This window comes from Halobacillus sp. ABH2_015, from assembly GCF_056158945.1.
Window position 1 is genome coordinate 3,365,310 of sequence record NZ_JBSWUG010000002.1, and the last position, 22,834, is coordinate 3,388,143.

Here is a 22,834-nt window from a genome sequence, read left to right on the forward strand (position 1 = left end):
TTATTTGACGGTTTCCACCGGTTTGTTTCTCTCTTCAAAAGCTGTCATTTCTGCGTCAAATTTGTCCAGTCCGCTCTCTTTCAGGCGCTGAATGCGTTCCTGCATGTGCAGGTAATCTCTTGGAATCACTTTGACAAATCGGCTCACGTACTGCGGCCACTCCGCAAGGATCTTCTGTCCCAACGGGCTGTTTGTATACGATACGTGACGATCGATCATATCATAAAGCTCCTGGATTTCCTGTGAATCCTGCAATTGCTGCAGAAGCACAAGCTCCTTGTTGCACTTCGTTTCAAAACGGTGGGCTGTTTCATCAAGAACGTAGGCGACCCCTCCGGACATACCAGCAGCAAAGTTACGTCCGGTACCTCCAAGGACGACGACCCTTCCACCCGTCATATATTCACAGGCGTGGTCCCCGACACCTTCGACGACGACATCCGCCCCACTGTTCCGTACACAGAAGCGTTCCCCGGCAAGACCGTTGATATAGGCTTCTCCAGCGGATGCTCCATAGAAAGACACGTTTCCGATAATCGTGTTTTCTTCCGGACGGAACGAAGACTTGGATGAAGGGTGGACGATGATCTTCCCTCCGGACAGTCCTTTACCGACATAGTCATTGGAATCTCCGATCAGGCGTAGTGACATCCCTTTAGGAATGAAAGCTCCGAAGCTCTGACCTGCTGAACCTTTGAATGTCAGGTTGATCGTATCTTCAGGCAGGCCTTCTGCGCCGTAGCGGCGGGTAATCTCACTGCCCAAAATCGTCCCTGTCACCCGGTGGATGTTGCGGATCGACCCGGTATATTTCATCGGTTTACCCGTTTCGATCGCATCTTTACATAACGGGAGCAGTTCTTCCATATCGAGGGTCTTATCCAGACCGTGATCCTGCTTACGCACAGCAAATAAACCATAGTTGTCCGGTACATCGGGCTGGTAAAGAAGCGCAGACAAGTCCACACCCTTCGCTTTCCAATGATCGATGGCTTCGTTTGTTTCAAGCACATCCGTCCGTCCGATCATTTCGTTGATCGTACGGAAGCCGAGTTCTGCCATGATCTCCCTCGCTTCCTGGGCAATGAAGCGCATAAAGTTTTCAAGGTGATCGGCTTCACCGGTGAATTTCTTCCGAAGTTCAGGATCCTGGGTGGCTACACCAACAGGACATGTGTTCAAATGGCAGACACGCATCATGACACAGCCTAGGACAACAAGAGGGGCTGTGGAAAATCCATACTCCTCCGCTCCAAGAAGAGAGGCGACAACGACATCTCGGCCGGTCATCATCTTACCGTCTGTTTCAACGACAATGCGGTCACGAAGCCGGTCGAGCACAAGTGTCTGGTGGGTTTCAGCCAGACCGATTTCCCACGGAAGACCGGTATGCTTAATACTTGTACGCGGCGCAGCCCCTGTTCCACCGTCATAACCACTAATCAGAACGAGATCGGCACGGCCTTTCGCTACACCAGCAGCAATGGTTCCTACACCGACAGCCGATACAAGCTTCACGCTGACACGAGCCTTTGGATTGGCATTTTTCAAGTTGTAGATCAACTCAGCCAGATCCTCGATGGAATAAATATCATGGTGCGGAGGCGGTGAAATCAACTCAACGCCTGGCGTGGAGCCGCGGACTTCGGCTACCCACGGGTACACTTTCTTACCAGGAAGGTGTCCACCTTCCCCGGGCTTCGCCCCTTGGGCGACCTTGATCTGGATTTCATCGGCATTCACTAAATAGTGACTATTTACGCCAAATCGTCCGGAAGCTACCTGTTTAATAGCGCTTCGTTTCAGGTCACCATTTTCTTCCGGTTCAAAACGGGCCGGGTTCTCCCCGCCCTCTCCGGAGTTACTGCGGCCTCCGATCCGGTTCATCGCGACAGCAAGCGCCTCGTGGGCTTCCTGACTGATGGAACCGAAGGACATCGCACCGGTTTTAAAGCGCCGGGTAATGTCTTCAACCGATTCCACTTCATCCAACGGAATGGACGGCCGTTTTTTAAAGGATAAAAGTCCACGCAGGGATTGAAGGTTATGCTTTTCATCCGTCAGCATCTGCGAGTACTGCTTGAAAAGATCATAATCATTGGCACGACAGGCGTGCTGCAGTGTCGCGATCGTCTGCGGATTGTACTGGTGATCCTCACCATTTTTGCGGTATTGATAATCATCACCCGCATCAAGCGTACGGTTTCCGCCACGGCCCTCACTGAAGGCTGTTTCATGACGCATCAATACTTCTTTTTCAATGATGTCCAGACCGATTCCGCCGAGACGGGAAGCCGTCCGGGTAAAGTATTGATCGATCACATCCATCCGAATACCGACAGCCTCAAAAATCTGGGCTCCCCGGTAACTTTGGATGGTTGAAATCCCCATTTTGGAGAGGACTTTAATAATACCGTCTGTTGCCGCTTTAATGTACGTCTGTACAGCTTCGTTATGGGAAACGGCTTCAATCTGACCGGTTTCAAGAAGGTCACGCAGCGATTCATAGGCAAGGTAGGGGTTGATCCCTTCTGCCCCGTAGCCCAGAAGTGTTGCAAAATGATGGACTTCACGCGCTTCCCCTGTTTCCACAAGCAGACTGACTTTCGTTCTCGTCCCTTCGCGGATCAGATGGTGGTGGAGACCTGAAACAGCAAGCAGCGTCGGGATGGCTGCATACTCACCATTCACACCGCGGTCAGAAAGGATAATCAGTGTCGCTCCGTCTTCCACCGCTTGATCGGCCTCTTCAAATAAACGGTCGAGCGAAGCTTTCATTTCATTTTCTTCCGCTTTAAATAACATCGACAGTGTGACCGGTTTGAATCCTTCCACCGTCTGCTGGCGAAGCTGTTCGAGCTCTTTATTCGTCAGAATCGGTGTCTTCAGACGAATTTGACGGCAGCTGTCCGGTTTTGGAGCCACCAGGTTCCCTTCGGCACCAATGGTCGTTTCCACCATCGTAATCAGTTTTTCACGAATGGCATCGATTGGAGGGTTGGTCACCTGGGCAAACAGCTGCTTGAAATAGCTGTAAAGCAGCTGAGGTTTCTTGGAAAGGACAGCCAGCGGAGAATCATATCCCATCGAACCGACCGGATCTTTTTTATCCGTCACCATCGGCATGAGGATCTTATTCAATTCCTCTGTCGTGTATCCGAAAGCGAGCTGCTGATCGATCAGATTTCCGATCGGTCGGTGTTCTGCAGCCGGCTCAGGCAGGTCTTCCAAATCGAATTTATGATCATCAATCCATTCCTGGTACGGATGCTCACGGGCAATCTGAAGCTTGATCTCTTCATCCGGGATGATTTTCCCTTCTTCAAGATCGACGAGCAGCATTTTGCCAGGGTGCAGTCGATCTTTGTACAAAATATCATCAGCGAAAATATCGAGCGCACCAACTTCAGACCCGAGCACGATCATGCCGTCCTTCGTTACATAGTATCGGGCAGGACGCAGACCATTACGGTCCAGACAGGCACCAATCTGCTTCCCGTTCGTATAGGCAAGGGCTGCCGGGCCGTCCCATGGTTCCATCAGCGTACTGTGATATTCATAAAAGCTCTTCTTATCTTCCTGAATCGTCTCATCATTGGACCATGGCTCAGGGACCATCATCATAGCCGTGTGGGCCAGAGAACGACCGGATAAGTAAAGAAACTCAAACGCATTATCGAACATGGATGAGTCACTTCCGTTGGCATCAATGACCGGCAGAAGCTTATCCAGATCTTCTTTGCTGAAGTATTCAGACTCACAAAGCTCCTGCCTCGCTCTCATCCAGTTCACATTTCCGCGGAGGGTGTTAAACTCTCCGTTATGGATGGTATAGCGGTTTGGATGTGATCGTTTCCAACTCGGGAAGGTGTTCGTACTGAATCGAGAGTGTACTAAGGCGAGGGCGGTTTTAAAATCAGGATGGTTCAAATCAATATAAAAGGAGTCCAGTTGTTCAGGAATCAGCATGCCCTTATACACAATCGTATTGGAAGACAGGCTGCTGATATAAAAGTCATCATACTGGTCCAAGGAAGCAATTTCGCTTTCCGCACGTTTGCGGATGATGTATAAACGGCGTTCCAGATCCATCTGCGTCTGGATATTTGCAGAAGGAGCTACAAAAGCCTGACGAATGAATGGCTTCGTCTTTTTCGCATCTTTTCCTACGAAGGAGTCGTTGACGGGTACAGTACGCCAGCCAAGGAACTGCTGTCCTTCTTCCTCAACGATACGCTGAAAGCGCTGCATGCAGTCGACTCTCAAGCCATGATCTTCCGGGAAGAACACCATGCCGATCCCGTATTTCCCAGCCTCCGGAAGGTATATATCTTCTTTCTCACATTGTTTTTCAAAGAATTTATGAGGAATCTGGGTTAAAATACCGGCACCATCCCCTGTACTGATATCCGCGGACTGACCGCCCCGGTGCTCCAGATTACATAAAATCGTGATGGCATTTTCTACAATACTATGACTCTTTGTCCCATCGATGTTGGCAATAACTCCGATACCACAAGCTTCATGCTCATTTTCCGGATGATACAGCCCCTGCGGAACAGGATATCCGTGTTTTTGCATTATCTTTCCCCCTAGCGGACTTATTCTTGAAGGTTGCAGGCAATAATAGAAAAATTCTGTCTTTTCAGTTTCTTACTAGTATAGCATGAACATATGGAAGAATCACGCCCTCATCAGGCATAACCGCTGAATTTTCATGCAAATACGACAATGACAATCCTTTACAAATCCACTTATAAAAACGATGTAAGCGCAACCAAATATTTTTTGAGATTTTTCAAAAGAAAATTTATTTTATTCACTTTTCCATACAAAAAACCTTTATATACAAGCGTTTGAACGTATATTAAAACCGAAGGATGTATTTTCATACATAAAAAGGAATTTCATCTCTTCATTTAGAAAGTAGTAGGAAGGCAGGGAGGGTTTATGGATGGGAACAAAAACAAGAACATACGGAATTACAATTGGAGAGATGCAGACGGGGAGACGAAATCAAATTACCGATGTACCCGGTGTCAAAGTCGGTCATCAAACACTGACAGACGGAGACACACGCACAGGCGTAACGGTCATCCTTCCTCATGAAGGGAACCTTTTCAAACAAAAGCTGCTGGCCGCCTCGCATGTCATCAATGGCTTTGGGAAAACCACCGGATTAATCCAGATCGAAGAAATGGGGACGTTGGAAACCCCTGTCGCCTTAACCAATACGTTCGCAGTCGGCCGGGTTTACGATGCCCTCGTTGATTACAGCTTGGAGCGGAACCCTGAAATCGGACGGACGACAGGGACGGTCAACCCCGTCGTCGGGGAGTGCAATGATATGCATTTGAATGATATCCGAAACCGCAGTGTAGCGAAGGAGGATGTATGGCATGCGCTGCAAAGAGCGGAAGATGAGTTTGAAGAAGGAAGTGTGGGAGCGGGGACAGGCATGGTATGTTACTCCATGAAAGGCGGCATCGGGTCAGCTTCGCGTAAAATCGACCTCGCCTACGGATCGTATACCCTCGGCGTTCTGACATTGACCAACTTCGGGACGCTGAGTGACCTGCGGATCGATGGAAGAGCGGTTGGGAAAGAGCTGAACGAAGCACATCAGGTACAGGAGAAGGACCGCGGTTCGGTGATGGTCATCTGCGCGACGGATCTCCCGGTCACAGAGCGGCAGTTGAAGCGGATACTCAAACGGGCAGCAGCCGGATTATCGAGGACGGGGTCTATTATCGGTAACGGCAGTGGTGAAGTTGTCATCGGTTTTACAACCGCTGGAACCATTCCGCATGACAAACCGGACCAGCCCCTGTCTTTAGAAATGCTTCATGAAGAGGATATCGATGCGGCATTCCGAGCTGTACGCGAGTCCTGCGAAGAAGCTGTATTGGAATCACTGCTTCATGCAGATCCCGGGAAAGGAAGAAATGGACATGACCGGCCGACGCTGTCTGAACTTCTTGAGAAATTCAACCTTTCCCTCCATTAAAAAAGGAGGTCTCCTCATAGGACGGGAGACCTCCTTCACATTTAAGCCGCTTTTGATTTCCTGCCTCCGTGGCGTCGGTGATAGACGACATTGATTTCCGCACCGACCATTAAGATGATACCGGTCAGGAAGAACCAAAGCATAAGAATGATGACACCACCGAGACTTCCATACGTTGCAGAGTAGTTTCCAAAGTTCGTTACGTAAAACGAGAAAGCCAGGGAAATGACCTGCCAGAGAAGCGCAGTAATCACTGCCCCCGGAAGAATATGCTTGAATGGAATGTTCTTGTTTGGGGCGAAGTGATAAAGGGCCATCAATACGAGACCGATGACCGATATACTGATCACCCAGCGCAGCACCTGCATCAGTATTTCCGTCTGAGCTGGAAGGTTGATGAAATCAATCAAGACTTGTCCGAACACCGGGAGCGCAAGAGCGACGACAATCGCTACTATCATGCCTATCGTCAACGCGACCGCCAGCAGTCTCACTTTGATGAACGACCTCGTTTCTTCTACTTCATAAGCTTCATTGGCCGATTGTATGAACGCATTGATGCCACTGGAAGCGGACCAGAGCGTACCCAGAATACCAACTGTAAGAAGCCCCCCGTTCGGCTGTTCCACTACTGCAACGATATTTTCACGGAATACATCAACGGTGCCGCTCGGAAGAACGTTGCCCATGGCCTGGATCGCCGTTTCTGCATCAATATTCAAATAGGGGAGTATAGATAATAGCAGAATCAACATCGGAACAATGGATAGTAAGTAATAATAAGCCTGGGCAGCCCCAAGCAGAGGGACGTTATCTTTTTGAAATTCCTTGATGACCGCTTTCGTATAATCAATGATCTTCTTCAACGTTTCTCTCCTCCTTCACTCCACTTTAATAGTCTATCCCCCATTCAGGAGAATATTAACCTAGGAATGTAGGAGGTGAAGCTTTTTGGACGTGTCCTTCCTGCGTGAGGAGGATGGAATTTTCATAGTTTCCCTGTATTTGGCTACCGTCCTTCTGGATATGTGAAGACCTTCCTGTTGAAGCAGGAGGCGGCTGATGCTTTGGTCGGAATATGGTTTCCTTTTATTTTCCCCCTGGATCATCCCGGTGATCTTTTCTTTCACATAACCCGATGAATATCCTCTTCCGTCCTCCCCTTGATACCCCGTGACGAAAAAGCTTTTCAAGGGATACAGTCCTTTTGGTGTCTGCATGACTTTATTGGCAGCCGCACGACTGATGGTGGACTCATGCACACCGAGCTGATCTGCCACATTCTTCAGCGTCAACGGCTGCAGCGAACGGCCCCGGAAAAACTCCTGCTGATGACGGACGACGACCTCGGCCGTCTGCAGGAGAGTGTTCTTCCTGCTTTCCAGGCTTTGAATCAGCCATCGGGCCCGTTTATAGTCTTCTTCAAAAAAACCGGCGGCCTCTGCTTTGGTATCGTATAACTCAAGGAGTTCGTGGTCCCACCCCAGGTATTTCGTCATGGAATAAGGGTCGTGAAGCTGATACCCTTCTGCCGTTTCTTCCATTATTAAATCAGGTGGGAGAGATGGAATGGATGGAGATAAAGTGGAAGCCGGCGGTCTCGGATTCAACTGCTTTAACCGCAAAAGTGCTTCCTCTCCTTCCTTCCGCTGTATGCCTGCAGACTTTTCAATCTCCTCCCAGTTTCCAAGGGCCAGATCATCCAAGTGATGCCGGATGATCAGCGGCAGTTTTTCATCCTCAGGAAAGCGCCGGGCAGCCTGAAAAACCAAATACTCCCTTATGTTCCGGCAGCCTACACCTTCGGGATCCAGGTTGAACATAGACATGCGTATGCTCCTCGCTGATTCCAACGTCGTATGAAAGGTTTCTGCTGTCTCCTCGTCCGATGCTTCACAAAAACCGTCATCATTCAGATGCCCTGCAAGAAAAATCAGCATCTCTTTCGTCTCTGCAGGCACCTCCAGCAGCCTGATCTGGTCCCCTAGATTATCCCTCCATGATGCTTGATCAGGAGTCATCTCTTCCATAAAATTCATCGATGCACCTTGCTTGTAGAACACGGATGAAGCGTCGACAGAAAAATGAAGGAGCGGGTTTTCATCAACCTCCCGCTGCACATACTCCCATAACTCACCCGCTGAAAATTGAAGCATTTGAACGGCCTGGCGCATTTCCGTTGTCATAAATAACCCTGTCGTTTGTTTCTGAACAAGCTCAAGCTTCATGAGAACACCTCTTTGGTAACGCTTTCATAATGATGTACTTCTATGATGCTTGAACGGCAGTCATTTTTCAATAGCAAAAGCCTTCTTCCTTTATACGGAAGAAGGCTGCAAAGGTCATAATACATGTTCAGCCAGTGTTTGTTGAACGGATTCGATCGGGCTGTCCTTCTTGAAAAGTTTTCCGATCGGCTCGGATGACCCTGAAATCCATATCTTCAGCTCAGCATCCATATCGAAGCTGCCCGCTGTTTCTACGCTGAAATGGGTGATGCTTTTATACGGGATGGAGTGGTACTCCACTTTCTTCCCCGTCATGCCCTGCTTATCCACGAGAAGCAGCCGTTTGTTTGTGAAGATAAACGAGTCGCGGAGCACTTTATAACCGCTCTCTACCTGCTCTCCACCGGCAAGGATATCTTTCAAATCCTTTTCAAGCTTCGTTACGTCCACTTCGGACGCGTTTCCCATTAATCCATCTAAGAAACCCATTGGTTACGCCTCCTATTTCATTAACCGTAGAATCATATTCTCTGACGGATCCAGTTTGATCGTCAGCCAGTTATTTTTCGAACTGAATATACTTTTCTTGTTCTCCAGCTGCTGCCATTTCCCTTTTTGAATGGGGATATTAATCTCCCGCTTTTCCCGGAGGTTCCGGTTGAACAAAAAGAGAATCCGCTCGTCCGCCGCTTCATTTCCAAAATGGTCGACATTGTTTTCATTCCATCTCTCAAATCCGATAACATCATCATCCAGGGCAAAGGACTTCCAATGCCCTGTACGAAGAACATCATGCTCTTTCCGCCAACTCCCGATTTTGGTATACCAGTCAAGCAGTTCCTGGTTTTCTCTTCCCCACGGATAAGGTTTACGGTTATCCGGATCTGCTCCGCCTGTCAGCCCGGCTTCATCGCCATAGTACAGGGAAGGCACACCCGGAAAAGCATAGATCCATAGACTGAGAGCCTTGATCTGCTTGAAGATGAGCTGCTCTTTCTGCTCATCGGAAAAGTCATCCGGCAGAAAGTCTGCCAGCATCGTATAAATTCTTTCGACATCATGACTGGAGAGCATGTTCATGACGGCATAGAAGTATTCTTTCGGATAGTGCTCACATAAAGTCATCAAGCGCCTGTGCACCGTGTAGGCATCCATGTCCCCTTTAATAAAGTCGAGCAGGATCCGCCGCATCGGGTAATTCATCACTGAATCCAGGACGCCCCCGAGAAAATAGTCGCGGCGTTTTCCATAGGCTGATTTGTTGGACGCATCCTCCCACACTTCCCCAAGCAGCACACTGGATGAATCCTTCTTCTTCAGCTGGGTATAAATCTGCCGGATCAAGTCATCGGTCAACTCGTCCGCTACGTCAAGACGCCAGTGCTTCATCCCTGACTTCTGCCACGTTTTGATGACACTGTCTTCATCGTGAATCAGGAAGTTCTGGTAATCTTCATTTTCCTTCCGGAGTGTAGGGAGAGTCCCTACTCCCCACCAGGCATCATATTCGTTGGGATAGTTGTGGAATGTATACCAGCTGTAATAAGGGGAATTTTTGGATTGATAGGCACCAAGGGAGTCGTACTTCCCTTCCCGGTTGAAATAAATACTGTTGCTCCCGGTATGACTGAACACCCCGTCCAGCATAACTTCCATGCCTCGTTTTTCCGCTTCTTCAATCAGCGCCTCGAAGTCTTTCTTTGTACCGAGTAGTTCATCAATCTTATGATAATCCCCCGTATCATACCGGTGATTGCTTTCGGCTTCAAAAATTGGATTCAAGTAAAGAACGGTAATGCCCAGTGTCTCGAGGTAATCAAGTTTTTCCGTAATGCCTTTCAGGCTGCCACCGAAAAAGTCCCAGCGGATGACTTCTCCTCGCTCATTGCGGATATAAACAGGGTCATTCTCCCAATGGGCATGTACAAGGCTCGTTTCCGGTGCTTTTTTCATATCAATGTCACCGGCTGCATAAAAACGGTCGGGAAATATTTGATACATCGTAGCATTCTTCCACCATTCCGGCGTTTCGTAAACAGGATCATAAACCGTAATCTGCCAGGAAGGGGGGATATGATCATAAATACGGCCTTCCCCGCTCTCATTACTCCGCTCCCGTCCGTAAAAAAGGGTGCGGTCTTCGGAGATGATTTCAAAGAAATACCAGATCAGCTGTGGACTTTCCGGCATTTTTATAGTCGTTTCATATGTCGTGCACTGGTGTTCCTCGCTGCATACGTCCATTTCCTTCGTCTTTTCATGATCCGTACGGTCAAGGATATAGTGAAGGATGACATGGGATACACGATGGCGGTTGAGCACATCCAGTTTCAGTGTAACAGCAGAACCTTTCGGCGCAGCACCGAAAGGCTCTCTATAGGATTCCTCAAAGCTGTTATGATACATTTCCTTTTGTCTCACAAATCCGTCCCCCTATATAACTACTTCAGCGCCCCGACACGATTGATTTTCCAAATCTCCTCTGCGTATTCCTGGATCGTGCGATCACTGGAAAACACACCGGATTGGGCGATGTTTACGAGACTCTTCAAGTTCCACTGACGCTTTCTCTGATAATCCTGACTGACTTTCTTCTGAGCCAGCAGATAATCTGGAAAATCTTTCAGTACAAAGTACTCGTCATTATAGGTGACCAAAGCATCGTAAATGGCCTGGAATTCCGTTTCGCCTTTAGAAAAAGGACTGTAATGAATCAATTCATCGAGAATACGGCGGATCCGGTCGTCATTATGATAAATCTCACTGGAAGAGTAGGAGCTTTGATTGTAATACTCCCAGATCTCCTCAGAAGTGAGACCGAAAATGTAAATGTTATCATCCCCGACGTGGTCGTGGATTTCGACGTTCGCCCCGTCCATCGTCCCCACGGTCACCGCGCCGTTCATCATGAATTTCATATTCCCTGTACCCGAAGCTTCCTTCGTAGCCATGGATATCTGCTCACTGATATTGGTCGCTGGAATGATTTTCTCTGCCATGGACACGGAATAGTTCGGAAGGAACACCACTTTTATATAATCGTTTACAGCAGGATCATTGTTGACCACTTCTGCAATACGGTTGATCAATTGGATGACCGTTTTCGCGAAATGATAACCCGGGGCTGCCTTGGCTCCGAAAAAGAAAGTCCTCGGTACCATTTCCATGGCAGGGTCTGCCTTCAATTCATTGTATAAATGCATAATATGAAGAGCATTAAGCAGTTGACGCTTATAACCGTGGAGCCGTTTAATCTGGACATCGAATATGGAGTGCGGATTGACGGTGATTCCCTGCGTCTGCTGCACCCACTCTGCAAATTCCACTTTATTCTGGTGCTTGATATCGTGAAGCTGATCAAGGAAGCTTAAATCATCTTTCCGGCTCATCAGCCGGCTTAACTGCTGCGGCTCGTGGATCCAGGTGTCGCCGATCGCTTCCGTAATGAGTGACGTCAGTTTACGGTTGCTGTGCATCAGCCACCTGCGGTGAGTAATTCCGTTGGTTTTATTGTTGAAGCGATCCGGGAAAGTATGGAAGAATCGTTTCATTTCGCGATGTTTTAATATTTCTGTATGGAGTTTTGCCACACCATTAATGCTGTGACTTCCGACAATGGATAAATGGGCCATTTTCACCTGACCGTCCGCTACGATGGCAAGGTCGGCAATGCGGTCGAAATCGCCTGGGTAAGTGCTCCACAGCTCCTGACAGAAACGCTCATTGATTTCATTGATGATCATGAAAATCCGTGGCAGCAGCGAGCGGACAAGACCTACAGGCCAGGACTCAAGCGCTTCACTAAGGGTTGTATGATTCGTATAGGAAACCGAGGACCGGGTGATCTCCCATGCCTCCTCCCAGCCGATTCCTTTCTCATCCATAAGGATCCGCATCAGTTCAGGAATGACGAGGGCCGGATGGGTATCGTTGATATGGAGGGCTGCTTTTTCAGGGAAGGAGGACCATGGCACTCCCAGTTTTTCAAAATAGCGAACAACCGACTGGACACCGGCGGAAACGAGGAAATATTCCTGCTTTAAGCGGAGGCGTTTACCGTCTTCTGTAGAATCATCCGGATATAGGAAATCCGAAATAGATTCCAGCGAACGTTTATGGCCGAGAAAATGACCGAACTCCCCTTCTTTTTCAGCACGGGACATTGTGTCTCCGACAGATGGTTCTGCAGACCACAACCGGAGCGTATTCACGGTTTCGTTTTTATATCCGGCAATCGGGACATCATAAGGCACCGCCTGGATCGGTTCGTAGTGCTCATACTTAAAATGCAGCTTTCCGTCCTTGTCACGGGTGGAAGATACCTGTCCGCCAAAACGGACTTCGATTGCTTCATCCGGGCGCCTCACTTCCCAGACGAAGTCTTTGGAAAGCCAGTAATCAGGAAATTCCACTTGTTTCCCGTCGATGATATGCTGATCAAACATGCCGTACTTATACCGGAGGCCATAGCCGTGACCAGCCATCTCCAAAGAGGCCAGGGAATCCAGAAAACAAGCCGCCAAACGGCCGAGACCGCCGTTGCCGAGTCCTGCGTCACTTTCCTTCTCTTCCAACCCGGACAGGGACAAACCAAGCTCCTCCAGTCCTTCTTCTACAAGTGTCAGAACATCCATGTTTAATAGATTGTTCCCAAGCAGACGCCCCATAAGGAATTCCATCGAGAAATAAAACACCTGCTTCGTTTTATTACGCTTGTAATGCTGCTGGGTGTGAAGCCATTTGGCATTGATTTTCTCCTGAATCAGCGCCCCTAACGCGCGGTAGGTATCATACTCCGAAGCTGTCTCCAGCGTCCGCCCATACCGGTCCTCCAACTGCTCCTTAAACGCGGCCTTGAATTCCTCTTTGCTACTGAACATCACCATAAAGGTTCCTCCTATCAGCTCTACCGGAACATCGTTTGATACAAATCCATGTACTGCTCCGCAGAGTTTTTCCAAGTGAACTTACTCTTGCAGATGTTTTTTACAAGATTCTGCCAAGAAGCAGGCTCCTGATAGAATTCGACGGCCCGGCGGATCGTGTACAGCATGTCGTGGGCGTTATAGTTTGTAAATGAAAATCCGTTCCCTTCCCCAGTCTCTTCATTATATGGCTGGACGGTGTCCACAAGTCCCCCTGTTTCCCTTACGATTGGAGCAGACAGATACCTTAAGGCAATCAGCTGACCAATCCCGCACGGTTCGAAACGGGAAGGCATGAGGAACATATCACTGGCCGCATAAATCTGACGGGATAATGGTTCTGAAAAACGGATATTCGCTGACATTTTTTCGGGGTGTCTGTGCTGTACCCATTGAAGCAGCTGCTCATATTGATATTCACCCGTACCAAGCAGGACGACTTGAACATCATCATGATAAAGCAGCTCGTCAATCACCCTTCCGATCAAGTCGAACCCTTTTTGTTCCACCAATCTGGAAACGATGCCAATCATCGGTACTTCCTTACGTACAGGCAGACCTAATTCAGCCTGCAGCCACATCTTGTTCTGAGCCTTCTTGATCAGGGAGCTGCGATACGGAAAAGCAAGGGCTTCGTCTTTCATAGGGTTATAGTTATGCTCGTCGATGCCGTTGACGATTCCGATTAATTCGTCAGTCCGTTTTCTAAGTACTCCGTCTAGGTTTTCCCCATAATAGGGCGTTTGAATCTCTTTTGCATAAGTTTCGCTGACCGTTGTAATAAAATCGGCGTAGTTCAAAGCACCCTTCATGAAGTTGATGTTCCCGAAAAATTCGAACGCATCATCTCTCATCATGCTTTCATCAAAGTCCATCAGATCATGCAGGACAGACTGCGGATAAATCCCCTGATACTTCAAATTATGGATCGTGAAGACCGTTTTCATACCTTGAAGCTTTTCCACATCCTTATAATGGGTATGTAGGTAGACAGGGATGAGACCGGTCTGCCAGTCATGGCAGTGCAGGATATCCGGAGTCCATTCCAGCGTGCAGATAAAGTCCATAACCGCTTTATTGAAGAAAACGAACCGCTCGGCTTCATCTCCATACCCATAAAGATTGGAACGTTTAAAATAATATTCGTTATCTATGAAATAGACGGGAATGCCCTCATAGTTGATATATTCGATTCCTGCATACTGGCTCCGCCACCCAAGCGTAATATCCAGTTCATCCAGGTGGGTCAGCTGTTCCTTCCAGTGATCATCCATGTTCTCATATTTCGGCAGGACGACACGGACATCGGCGCCCTGTTTCTTCAAGGCATGCGGCAGAGTACCGAGCACATCAGCAAGACCACCGGTTTTTACAAAAGGGGTGCATTCTGAACCAACCATTAAAATATTCACGTATATCCACTCCTTATCTTTGTTCAATCCATCACTTAACCATTGTTAAAGAAAAAGGACTGCCCGAGCGGTAAGGTCCAGACAGTCCCTGACAAAGGGGATTACATTGATCGCCGCTTCGCTAGTACGTACGGCTTTTCAGGTGCTCCAATCAGCGTCTTGCCACTGGAAATGGTGCAATCCTTATCAAGAATGACATTTTCCAGAACCGCTCCTTCTTCAATCTCGCAGCGCTGCATGATGATGGAGTTTTTAATGACCGCCCCTTCTCCTACTTTGACACCGCGGAACAGGATGCTGTCCTCGACTTCCCCTTCAATGACACACCCGTTGGCCACCATTGTATTTGTCACGTGTGATGACTGGGTATAATTCGATGGTGCTTCGTTTTTCACCTTCGTGAAAATCGGTGCATCCTCTTTGAATAACTCATCATGCTCAGAGGCATTCAACAACTTGGAGCTGTTGCGGTAATAACTTTCCACCGAATTGATCAGCGCATGAGTGCCGTGGTACTCATAAGCATTGATATGAATGTTCGGAAGCTTTCCTTTGATCCCATCCAGGAAGAAGTTGGAGCATCCATGGGCAATGCACTTCTCAATCAGATTGTATAGAAATTCCTTGTCAATGATGTACATATCCATATAGACGTTATGGCTGCTTCGATCATTGTGAATATTCGTCACACGGTTATTCCCATCGATATCGAGCTTGTGAGCGCGTTCATGCTCGGAATACATTTCGTCTACTTTTTTATAAATGACCGTTACGTCCGCCCCTGATTCCTTATGCTCCTGCAGGACATCCTGATAATCGATGTTGCAGATGTGCTGGGAACCGGAGATGACGATATAATCCGCCAGCGTCCGGTTGATGAAATCGATGTTGTTATGGAAATGCTGCAGATCCCCGCGGGAAATATCGGTCGGATCATTCCAGTCAGGGGGCAGGATGAAAAGACCGCCCCGTTTGCGGTCCAGATCCCAGGCTTTTCCTTGTTCGAGATGGTCCATCAGCGAACGGTATTTTCTTCTTGCAAAGACAGCTACGGATTCAATCCGGGAGTTGGTCATATTGGAAATAGCGAAATCAATCATCCGGTAGCGTCCGGCAAAAGGAACCGCTGCCCCGCAGCGGAAGTATGTGAGTTCATCGAGCATATCCTGCTCATGGTCCAGGTTAATAATTCCAGCGATACGATCCATAAAATCCTCCTCAAAAATCAGTTTGTAGCATAGCTTGTTGCCAGAACACTTCCTTCATCTGCCACCAGCGTGATTTCGCTGTCTGGTGAAGGATCACCGATCACGGCTCCATCCTCAATCACCGTTCCTTTGGAGATGATGGCACGGTTGATCGTGACATTTCTGCCGATTTTGACATCCGGCATGATGACAGAATCTTTCACAACGGAGGATTCACAAACGTGAACACCATAGAAAATCACCGATGTATCCACCTTGCCGTAAATCCGGCACCCTTCATTAATCAGCGCATTTTTCACAGAAGCTGACGGTGCAATATACTGCGGCGGCTGGTTTGGATTTTTAGAATAGATCCGCCATCTGGAATCACTGAGGTTCAGTTCAGGATTCTTCTTAAGCAGGTCCATATTGGCTTCCCAAAGGCTGTCGACCGTTCCGACATCCTTCCAATAGCCTTCGAATGTATAGGCCATCATCTTTTTATAATCGTTAAGAAGAGATGGAATGATATCCTTCCCGAAATCATGGGAGGAATCTTCTTTTTCCGCATCATCAATCAAGTACTGCTTCAGTACATCCCAGCGGAAAATGTAGACGCCCATGGAAGCCAGGTTGCTCTTCGGATATTCAGGTTTCTCATCAAATTCTGTAATCTTCCCGTTATCGTCGGCGTTCATAATTCCAAAACGGCTCGCTTCCTCCCAAGGAACTTCAATAACAGAAATCGTCACGTCCGCATCCGTTTCCTTATGGTAATCAAGCATCGCACCGTAATCCATCTTATAAATATGATCCCCGGACAGGACCAGCACGTGCTCCGGATCATACTGGTTCAGGAATTTCAGGTTGCGGTAGATGGCATTCGCCGTTCCTGTATACCATCCTCCGCCTTCCGACTGCATGAATGGAGGGAGCACCGACACGCCTCCGAATTTACGGTCCAGGTCCCATGTATCTCCAATGCCGATGTAATCATTTAAAATAAGCGGCTCGTACTGTGTAAGTACGCCGACTGTATCAATGCCGGAATTCGTACAATTGCTCAGCGGAAAATCAATGATCCGGTATTTACCGCCGAAATATACGGCAGGTTTGGCGATCTGTTTCGTCAATGATTTCAATCTGGTCCCCTGCCCACCAGCTAGAAGCATCGCTACACATTCTTTATTTTTCATGATTCTCCTCCTTGATTTACTGATGTTCTTTTCAGGAAGCTCACACCGAGCGGGGGAACCGTCATGGTGACATGCTGGTTCTGGCCCTGCCATGGAGAGGATATCGTGTCCAGGGGCAGTCCATTTCTCTGCCCGGAACCACCAAAGTGCTCCGCATCACTCGAGAAAATTTCCTCGTATGAGCCTTGTTCAGGCACTCCGACTTTATAATCGTGGTAGACCTCCGGAGTGAAATTGCATACAATGACTAATTGATCGTTTGATGTCCGGCTGTTCCGTACAAAAGATATAATGCTCTGCTCATAGTTATTCGGATCGATCCATGTGAACCCTTCTGGTTTATGATCGAGCTCCCATAATGCAGGCATCTCCTGATACATCTGGTGAAGCTGTTTCGTGTACTCCAAAATGGAGGCGTGGGAATCGTATTCCAGCAGCTCCCAGTCCAGGTCCTCCAAGTCCTTCCACTCGTCGAATTGTCCGAATTCACCTCCCATGAATAGAAGCTTCTTACCGGGATGGGCGTACATATAAGCGAGAAATGCACGCAGGTTGGCGAATTTCTGCCAATAGTCGCCCGGCATTTTATTTAATAACGATTTCTTTCCATGGACGACTTCGTCATGAGAAATCGGTAATACAAAGTTCTCGGAAAAGGCGTAATGAAGAGAAAAGGTAATTAAATTATGATGGTACTTCCGGTGGATCGGGTCCATTTCCATATACTTGAGCATGTCATTCATCCAGCCCATGTTCCACTTATAATTGAACCCGAGTCCGCCGATATGTGTCGGGGCACTGACAAGCGGCCAGGACGTCGATTCCTCCGCCATCATCAGCGTATCCGGAACTTCTTCAAAAACGGCTTTATTCATTTTTCTGATGAAGTCGATGGCTTCAATATTTTCACGCCCGCCGTATTCATTCAGCTCCCACTCTCCGTCTTCCTTACCGAAATCGAGATAGAGCATACTGGCAACAGCGTCCACACGCAGTCCATCCAGGTGATACTCTTTCAGCCAGTACACAGCATTGGAGATGAGAAAGCTCTGTACTTCGTTTCTGGCAAAATCAAACGTAAGCGTCCCCCACTGTGTTTTCTCAGCTTTACTAGGGTTGGCATATTCATAAAGCGCTTCCCCGTCAAACCTGCGAAGCCCGTGTTCATCCTTGCAGAAGTGGCCCGGTACCCAGTCCAATATGACACCGATTCCAGAATTGTGACATTGATCGACAAAATATTTGAAGTCATCCGGGGTGCCGTAACGGGAGGTCACGGAAAAGTATCCGGTCGCCTGATAGCCCCAGGAGCGGTCAAACGGATGCTCCGTCATGGGTAGAAGTTCGATATGGGTATAGCCGAGTTCTTTCACATAAGGAATCACCATATCTGCATATTCACGGAAATTGTAAAAAACCTCCGACTCTATGTACTTCCAGGACCCTAAATGAAGTTCATAGATCGACATGGGTGATTCATAGGGATTACGTCCTTTCCGCTGGTTCATCCAGTCATGGTCTCCCCATGCATAATCATCCAGCGGATAGACAACCGAAGCGGTATTTGGACGGAGTTCGCTTGAAAATGCATACGGATCAGCTTTCAAGCGGAGATGTCCGTGAGGAGTTAAAATTTCGTATTTATAAATCGTTCCTTTTTCCAGACCGGGAAGAAAGGCGATCCACACGCCGTTGTCATTGATCTTTTCCATTGGGTGTTCCCGTCCGTCCCAGTTGTTAAATGGACCGACGACACTGACCTTAACGGCGTTCGGAGCCCAGACCGCAAAACGGATGCCCTGCTCTCCGTTTCTCGTATCCGGATGAGCCCCCAGCAGTTTGTGGCTGTACCGGAGGTTCCCCTCATGGAATAAATAAATATCATGTTCTAAAGATGTATCCTGGACCACACCATCACTCCTCGTCTCAATAATCAAACTTTATGACTAGACCTGCTGCCTATCAATCAATTCGGAAACGTTTGTTATCTCCTATATTCATCATAAAATCACCTGTATAGATTTACAATTACAATTGATAAAAATATTCTGAAAAGTTTTGTCGAAAAATGTCGAATAACCATGGCATCCGTCCATTTGTTAATTTTTCGTTAAGAACCTTTATAAGTAAGCGTTTACATTTTTTGTTCTATTCCCCGGCTCACAAAATTAGAAACCACCGATTCTCTGAGTCTATGGGCCCCCTTCCTTTATCTTCTATCATGGACTGGCAGATATTTTCTTTTCCAGAAGCGTTTCAGCAAAAAAGAATAGTGGTATAGCTTTTACAAACCGAATTTAAGAGAGGTGGAACGAGATGTCATTAGCAGGACTTGGACTACTCATCATCGCAATTGCATTTGCCTTCATCAGTATCTTTGTTGTGAAAACATTAAAGACAGCATCCCATACGATGTCCAGTGTTTCCAATACATTGGAGAAAGTGGAAGGCCAGATTCAGGGGATTACATCTGAATCAGAGAGCCTGTTGAAAAAAACCAATTCAATGGCGGCTGATCTTGAAGAGAAAACCCAGAGCATCAACGGCTTGATGGATGCCGTCAACAATGTGGGCTCGACCGTAGGAAATGTGAACAGTTCCCTTCAAGGGGTTTCAGAAAGTGTGGCCCACGCCTCCCACGAGCGTAATGAGAATGTCATTAAAGCCATGCAGTGGGGCGATGCAGCCATTGATTTATATGTGAAATGGAAACGAAAGAAAATAAAGGAGTGAGGTTGGCATGGATTTTCTAGGAATCGGCGTACTCATCATCGGAATCGCTTTTGCTGTGGTCTCTATTTTTCTTATTAAAGCTCTTAATAACCTTGCCGGTGTTTTAAGCGGGGTCCGCGAAACCGTGGATCAGCTCCCGGAACAGTTGGACTCCGTCATGAAGGAAACGACCGGCGTCCTGCATAACAGTAATGATACACTGGCCGATGTGAATGAAAAGATTAAAGCATTGAGCCCGTTATTCTATATCGTTGGAGATATTGGGGAATCCTCCAGGAAGCTCACTTCTTCTCTTGTAGATATGACCTCTTCCTTGAAGAATACCACCTTTGAAGGCGAACAAAAAATTAATGAAGAAGGCTGGCGGGGCATTTATGGAGCGCTTGCCATGACCTATTACCTGTCTCAGAAAAGAAAGGCGCTCAAATCAGCCGCCCAGCTGGACCGTACGACATCATGAAGACTCTTGAATGGATATCAGGATTGACGGCAGGAGCTCTGACAGGCGTACTTATCCACTCCCTTACGCGTGATCCATCCATTGCCAAAATGAAGGTGGAGCGTAAAAAGGGTGAATTTTACCAGGCAGGCAGAATTCAGTATGAAGACATTCAGACCGCCAGAGAAACAATGAGGAATGAAGCTCAAAAAAATATAAGGATAGAAAGGTGATTCAATTATGACAACTCAACAGACGACCAAAAAAAGCGGGAGCAAAAAGCTTCCTATCGCTATTGTAACCGGAGCTCTTATCGGAGGTGCGATCGTTCTGGCGAAAGACCCTGAACAACGCCGCCGTTTGAAAGAAGGATCCCGTGCCAAGAAGGATTCTGTAACGGAATACGCTTCCGAGGTAAAAGAAAATCCATCAGAGAAAAAAGATGATCTTGTTACACGTGTCCGCAATATCGTCAATATCGCATCTGAAGCCGCTGCCACAGTACAGGAGGTTTTCAACAACCAAGGCAGAGAAATCACCGACAAAGTGAAGGACATTAAAGAAGAGTCTGAAGAAATTGTTTCCACAGCTAAAGACGCCGGTGAAGAACTACAGGAAGTCGGAGACAAAGCCAGAGAAGCGAAAGAAGAGCTTTCCAGCGATGAGGAAGAGCAGACCACTCCAACAGCAGGAAAAACCTTCACCCCTTCCAACACACAGGACAACGTCACTGAAATCAATACACGCTCTTAATAGAAAAAGTCCCTGAGACAGCCGTCTCAGGGACTTTTTTTAGGAAACGCTGAGCTTCCCTTTACGAACAAATCATTCAATCAGCCATCGCTGTCAACTGCTGGGAAGAAGCCGCTACTTTACCAACGGCATCATTGATTTCATCAATAACGTGCGAAAAATGCTGCAGTTCCTCTTCCATACCTGCATTGTAGGCTTTGTTCTGCCCCATCGCCGTAACAATTTCCGTAAAGAAGTGATTGATCTGTTCCATACTGTCCGCACCCTCTGCAATCATCTCATCGATACTGCCTACATGACCAGACACGTTATGGATCTGTCCGCTTGTAGAATGAATCAACTGGGAAACTTCTGCAGCAGAGGTTTGTGTCTGCTCCGATAATTTACGTACTTCAGCGGCTACAACCGTAAACCCTGCTCCATGCTCCCCTGCGCGCGCAGCTTCAATCGAAGCGTTCAGGGACAACAGGTTGGTCTGTTCAGCGATGGAAGAAACGATCGTCACAATTTTACTGATTTCTTCAGCGATCCGGCTCAATTTTTCCATATCCCCGGAGATTTCCCTGATGGTCTGTTGAATCTGATTCATCTGCCGCTGGTGTACTTCCAACTGCTTCTTACCATCAAGCGACTGCTGCTCCACTTGGCGGGCTACCGTTGTTCCATTTTTAGAGTCGGTGACCATTTTTTCCGTTTGATCGGTCAGCTGTTCGGTAGAAGCACTGGCTTGCTGGGAAACAGCAGCCACTTCTGCGGACATCTGATCCACTTTCAGGTAGGCTTCTTCTCTTTTCTCTATTTCTTTTTCCCGTAAAGCATCCGCTTCTCTTTGAAACATTTCCAGGACGAGCTGCTGTTCGATGCTCAGTATTTTTGTCGTCGCTGCAACCGCCTGCCGGTAATCGTCTTCTTCCAAATGCCTGTCGTATACCTCCAGGAAGGAGAGCAGTAAATCCTGAAAGGCAGACATATACCATTTAGGCTCCAATCCGATTTTCAAGTGTACCGCGGCAATACGCTTCCTTTTTTCAATATATGACTCATCGATGACACCCGAAAACATCTCTTCCATATGAACAGCCAGTGTTTTCCGCAGGCGCTCAACGGTACTGTGTTCCTCAATCATTTTTTGAAGCGCCGGCTCACTTTCGAGATTCACGTAAAATTTCTTCACAACCGCTTCCATTTCCACGCTTACCAGCGGCTGCAGGTCCTGCAAAACAGCGAGGTCATCTGTCGTCAGCTGAATCATTTCACATTGACGATGAACAGCCGATCCTTCCGGGACGTCGATCACCCCTGTTTTTCCCTCTCCCAGCTTCTTACGCACGGCCTCTTTTCTCTTATCCCACCAACCCATTCTAAATCCCCCTGCATGTCTTTTTTTCTTATATCGTCGTCTTTGTAACAACAGTTAAGGGGGAAAGGGCTGTACTACTCCTCCAGATGGTTTTTGATTTTTTGCAGCATCTCCTGCATCTGCTTGATTTCTGTGGGTGTCAGCGGATGGGTCACTTCGCTTTCTAAATCGTAGCGGATATGCTGAAGCTGCTCCTTCCGCTCCTTACCAAGAGACGTTAAATGAATCAGTTTCGTGCGGGCATCCTTTTCAAGCGATGCTTTATAAACCAGATCCTTTTGGATAAGTATATCAATCAGCTTGGACAAAGAAGAAGCTTTGATTCCAAGCTCTTTTTGCAGATAGGACTGCGTCACCCCGTCCTTCTCATAAAGAACGAACATGACATTCACATGAGAAACGCTCAAATCTTCCTTTTGGAGCCTCTCGTTCTGAAGCTGTTTGATTGAATGGGATATTTTCTGAATCTGATAGCCAATATCCTCATTGTGTGATTCATTCATCGCGTTCACCCTTTCTGCCGCTATTTTATCACAAACCGACTGCATTGGATGATCATTTAATTAGTTTCCTAACTAAATATGTGTTATGATG

Annotated in this window: 17 protein-coding genes; 5 read left to right on the plus strand and 12 right to left on the minus strand. The window is 47.6% G+C overall.

All coding sequences use genetic code 11. The annotated features are described in order from the left end of the window. A complete protein-coding gene (gltB, locus tag ACXAD6_RS17420; protein WP_474969981.1) occupies positions 1 to 4,581 on the minus strand; it encodes a glutamate synthase large subunit in 4,581 nt (1,526 codons plus the stop codon). Positions 4,582 to 4,954: 373 nt separating this feature from the next. Here gltB and ACXAD6_RS17425 point away from each other — a divergent pair, with 373 nt between their 5' ends. Further along, positions 4,955 to 6,007, plus strand: coding sequence for a DmpA family aminopeptidase (locus tag ACXAD6_RS17425; RefSeq protein ID WP_474969982.1), 1,053 nt, complete (start codon positions 4,955 to 4,957; stop codon positions 6,005 to 6,007). Positions 6,008 to 6,048: 41 nt separating this feature from the next. Here ACXAD6_RS17425 and ACXAD6_RS17430 read toward each other — a convergent pair whose 3' ends face one another. The 9 genes from ACXAD6_RS17430 to glgB form a co-directional block, all read right to left on the minus strand. Further along, positions 6,049 to 6,873 carry a YihY/virulence factor BrkB family protein gene (locus ACXAD6_RS17430; protein WP_474969983.1) on the minus strand — a complete coding sequence of 275 codons (825 nt, stop codon included), beginning with the start codon at positions 6,871 to 6,873 and terminating at the stop codon, positions 6,049 to 6,051. Between the two features lie 60 nt (positions 6,874 to 6,933). Further along, positions 6,934 to 8,235 carry an RNA polymerase factor sigma-54 gene (gene rpoN / locus ACXAD6_RS17435; protein ID WP_474969984.1) on the minus strand — a complete coding sequence of 434 codons (1,302 nt, stop codon included), beginning with the start codon at positions 8,233 to 8,235 and terminating at the stop codon, positions 6,934 to 6,936. Between the two features lie 114 nt (positions 8,236 to 8,349). Continuing rightward, entirely contained in the window at positions 8,350 to 8,724 is a 375-nt protein-coding gene (locus ACXAD6_RS17440) for a PH domain-containing protein (protein ID WP_027956766.1), read from the minus strand. A 12-nt stretch (positions 8,725 to 8,736) separates the two neighbouring features. Then, positions 8,737 to 10,656, minus strand: a complete 1,920-nt coding sequence (locus ACXAD6_RS17445) for a glycoside hydrolase family 13 protein (protein WP_474969985.1) — start codon at positions 10,654 to 10,656, stop codon at positions 8,737 to 8,739. Positions 10,657 to 10,676: 20 nt separating this feature from the next. After that, positions 10,677 to 13,115, minus strand: coding sequence for a glycogen/starch/alpha-glucan phosphorylase (locus tag ACXAD6_RS17450; protein ID WP_474970454.1), 2,439 nt, complete (start codon positions 13,113 to 13,115; stop codon positions 10,677 to 10,679). Between the two features lie 26 nt (positions 13,116 to 13,141). Further along, complete coding sequence (glgA, locus tag ACXAD6_RS17455) at positions 13,142 to 14,572, minus strand: glycogen synthase GlgA (RefSeq protein WP_474969986.1); 1,431 nt, start codon at positions 14,570 to 14,572, stop codon at positions 13,142 to 13,144. Between the two features lie 101 nt (positions 14,573 to 14,673). Beyond that, complete coding sequence (gene glgD / locus ACXAD6_RS17460) at positions 14,674 to 15,780, minus strand: glucose-1-phosphate adenylyltransferase subunit GlgD (RefSeq protein ID WP_474969987.1); 1,107 nt, start codon at positions 15,778 to 15,780, stop codon at positions 14,674 to 14,676. A 17-nt stretch (positions 15,781 to 15,797) separates the two neighbouring features. Continuing rightward, on the minus strand, positions 15,798 to 16,955 hold the full coding sequence (locus tag ACXAD6_RS17465) for a glucose-1-phosphate adenylyltransferase (RefSeq protein WP_474969988.1): 1,158 nt from the start codon (positions 16,953 to 16,955) through the stop codon (positions 15,798 to 15,800). After that, on the minus strand, positions 16,952 to 18,865 hold the full coding sequence (gene glgB / locus ACXAD6_RS17470) for a 1,4-alpha-glucan branching protein GlgB (protein ID WP_474969989.1): 1,914 nt from the start codon (positions 18,863 to 18,865) through the stop codon (positions 16,952 to 16,954). Before glgB ends, ACXAD6_RS17465 begins: the two co-directional genes overlap by 4 nt. 406 nt (positions 18,866 to 19,271) lie before the next feature. Here glgB and ACXAD6_RS17475 point away from each other — a divergent pair, with 406 nt between their 5' ends. The 4 genes from ACXAD6_RS17475 to ACXAD6_RS17490 are packed head-to-tail and all read left to right on the plus strand — an operon-like array spanning position 19,272 to position 20,880. Then, positions 19,272 to 19,688 (plus strand): DUF948 domain-containing protein, encoded by a 417-nt coding sequence (locus ACXAD6_RS17475; RefSeq protein ID WP_474969990.1) that lies wholly within the window; start codon positions 19,272 to 19,274, stop codon positions 19,686 to 19,688. A gap of 7 nt (positions 19,689 to 19,695) precedes the next feature. Beyond that, a complete protein-coding gene (locus ACXAD6_RS17480) occupies positions 19,696 to 20,148 on the plus strand; it encodes a DUF948 domain-containing protein (RefSeq protein ID WP_027956774.1) in 453 nt (150 codons plus the stop codon). After that, entirely contained in the window at positions 20,145 to 20,360 is a 216-nt protein-coding gene (locus tag ACXAD6_RS17485) for a hypothetical protein (protein WP_474969991.1), read from the plus strand. The genes ACXAD6_RS17480 and ACXAD6_RS17485 overlap by 4 nt, the downstream gene beginning before the upstream one ends. A 7-nt stretch (positions 20,361 to 20,367) precedes the next feature. Continuing rightward, on the plus strand, positions 20,368 to 20,880 hold the full coding sequence (locus ACXAD6_RS17490; protein WP_474969992.1) for a hypothetical protein: 513 nt from the start codon (positions 20,368 to 20,370) through the stop codon (positions 20,878 to 20,880). A 76-nt stretch (positions 20,881 to 20,956) separates the two neighbouring features. Here ACXAD6_RS17490 and ACXAD6_RS17495 read toward each other — a convergent pair whose 3' ends face one another. Together ACXAD6_RS17495 and ACXAD6_RS17500 are read right to left on the minus strand one after the other, a co-directional pair. Then, positions 20,957 to 22,240, minus strand: a complete 1,284-nt coding sequence (locus ACXAD6_RS17495; RefSeq protein ID WP_474969993.1) for a globin-coupled sensor protein — start codon at positions 22,238 to 22,240, stop codon at positions 20,957 to 20,959. Positions 22,241 to 22,314: 74 nt separating this feature from the next. Further along, positions 22,315 to 22,743: a MarR family winged helix-turn-helix transcriptional regulator gene (locus ACXAD6_RS17500; RefSeq protein ID WP_474969994.1), complete on the minus strand. Its 429-nt coding sequence runs from the start codon at positions 22,741 to 22,743 to the stop codon at positions 22,315 to 22,317. Positions 22,744 to 22,834: the final 91 nt, after the last annotated feature.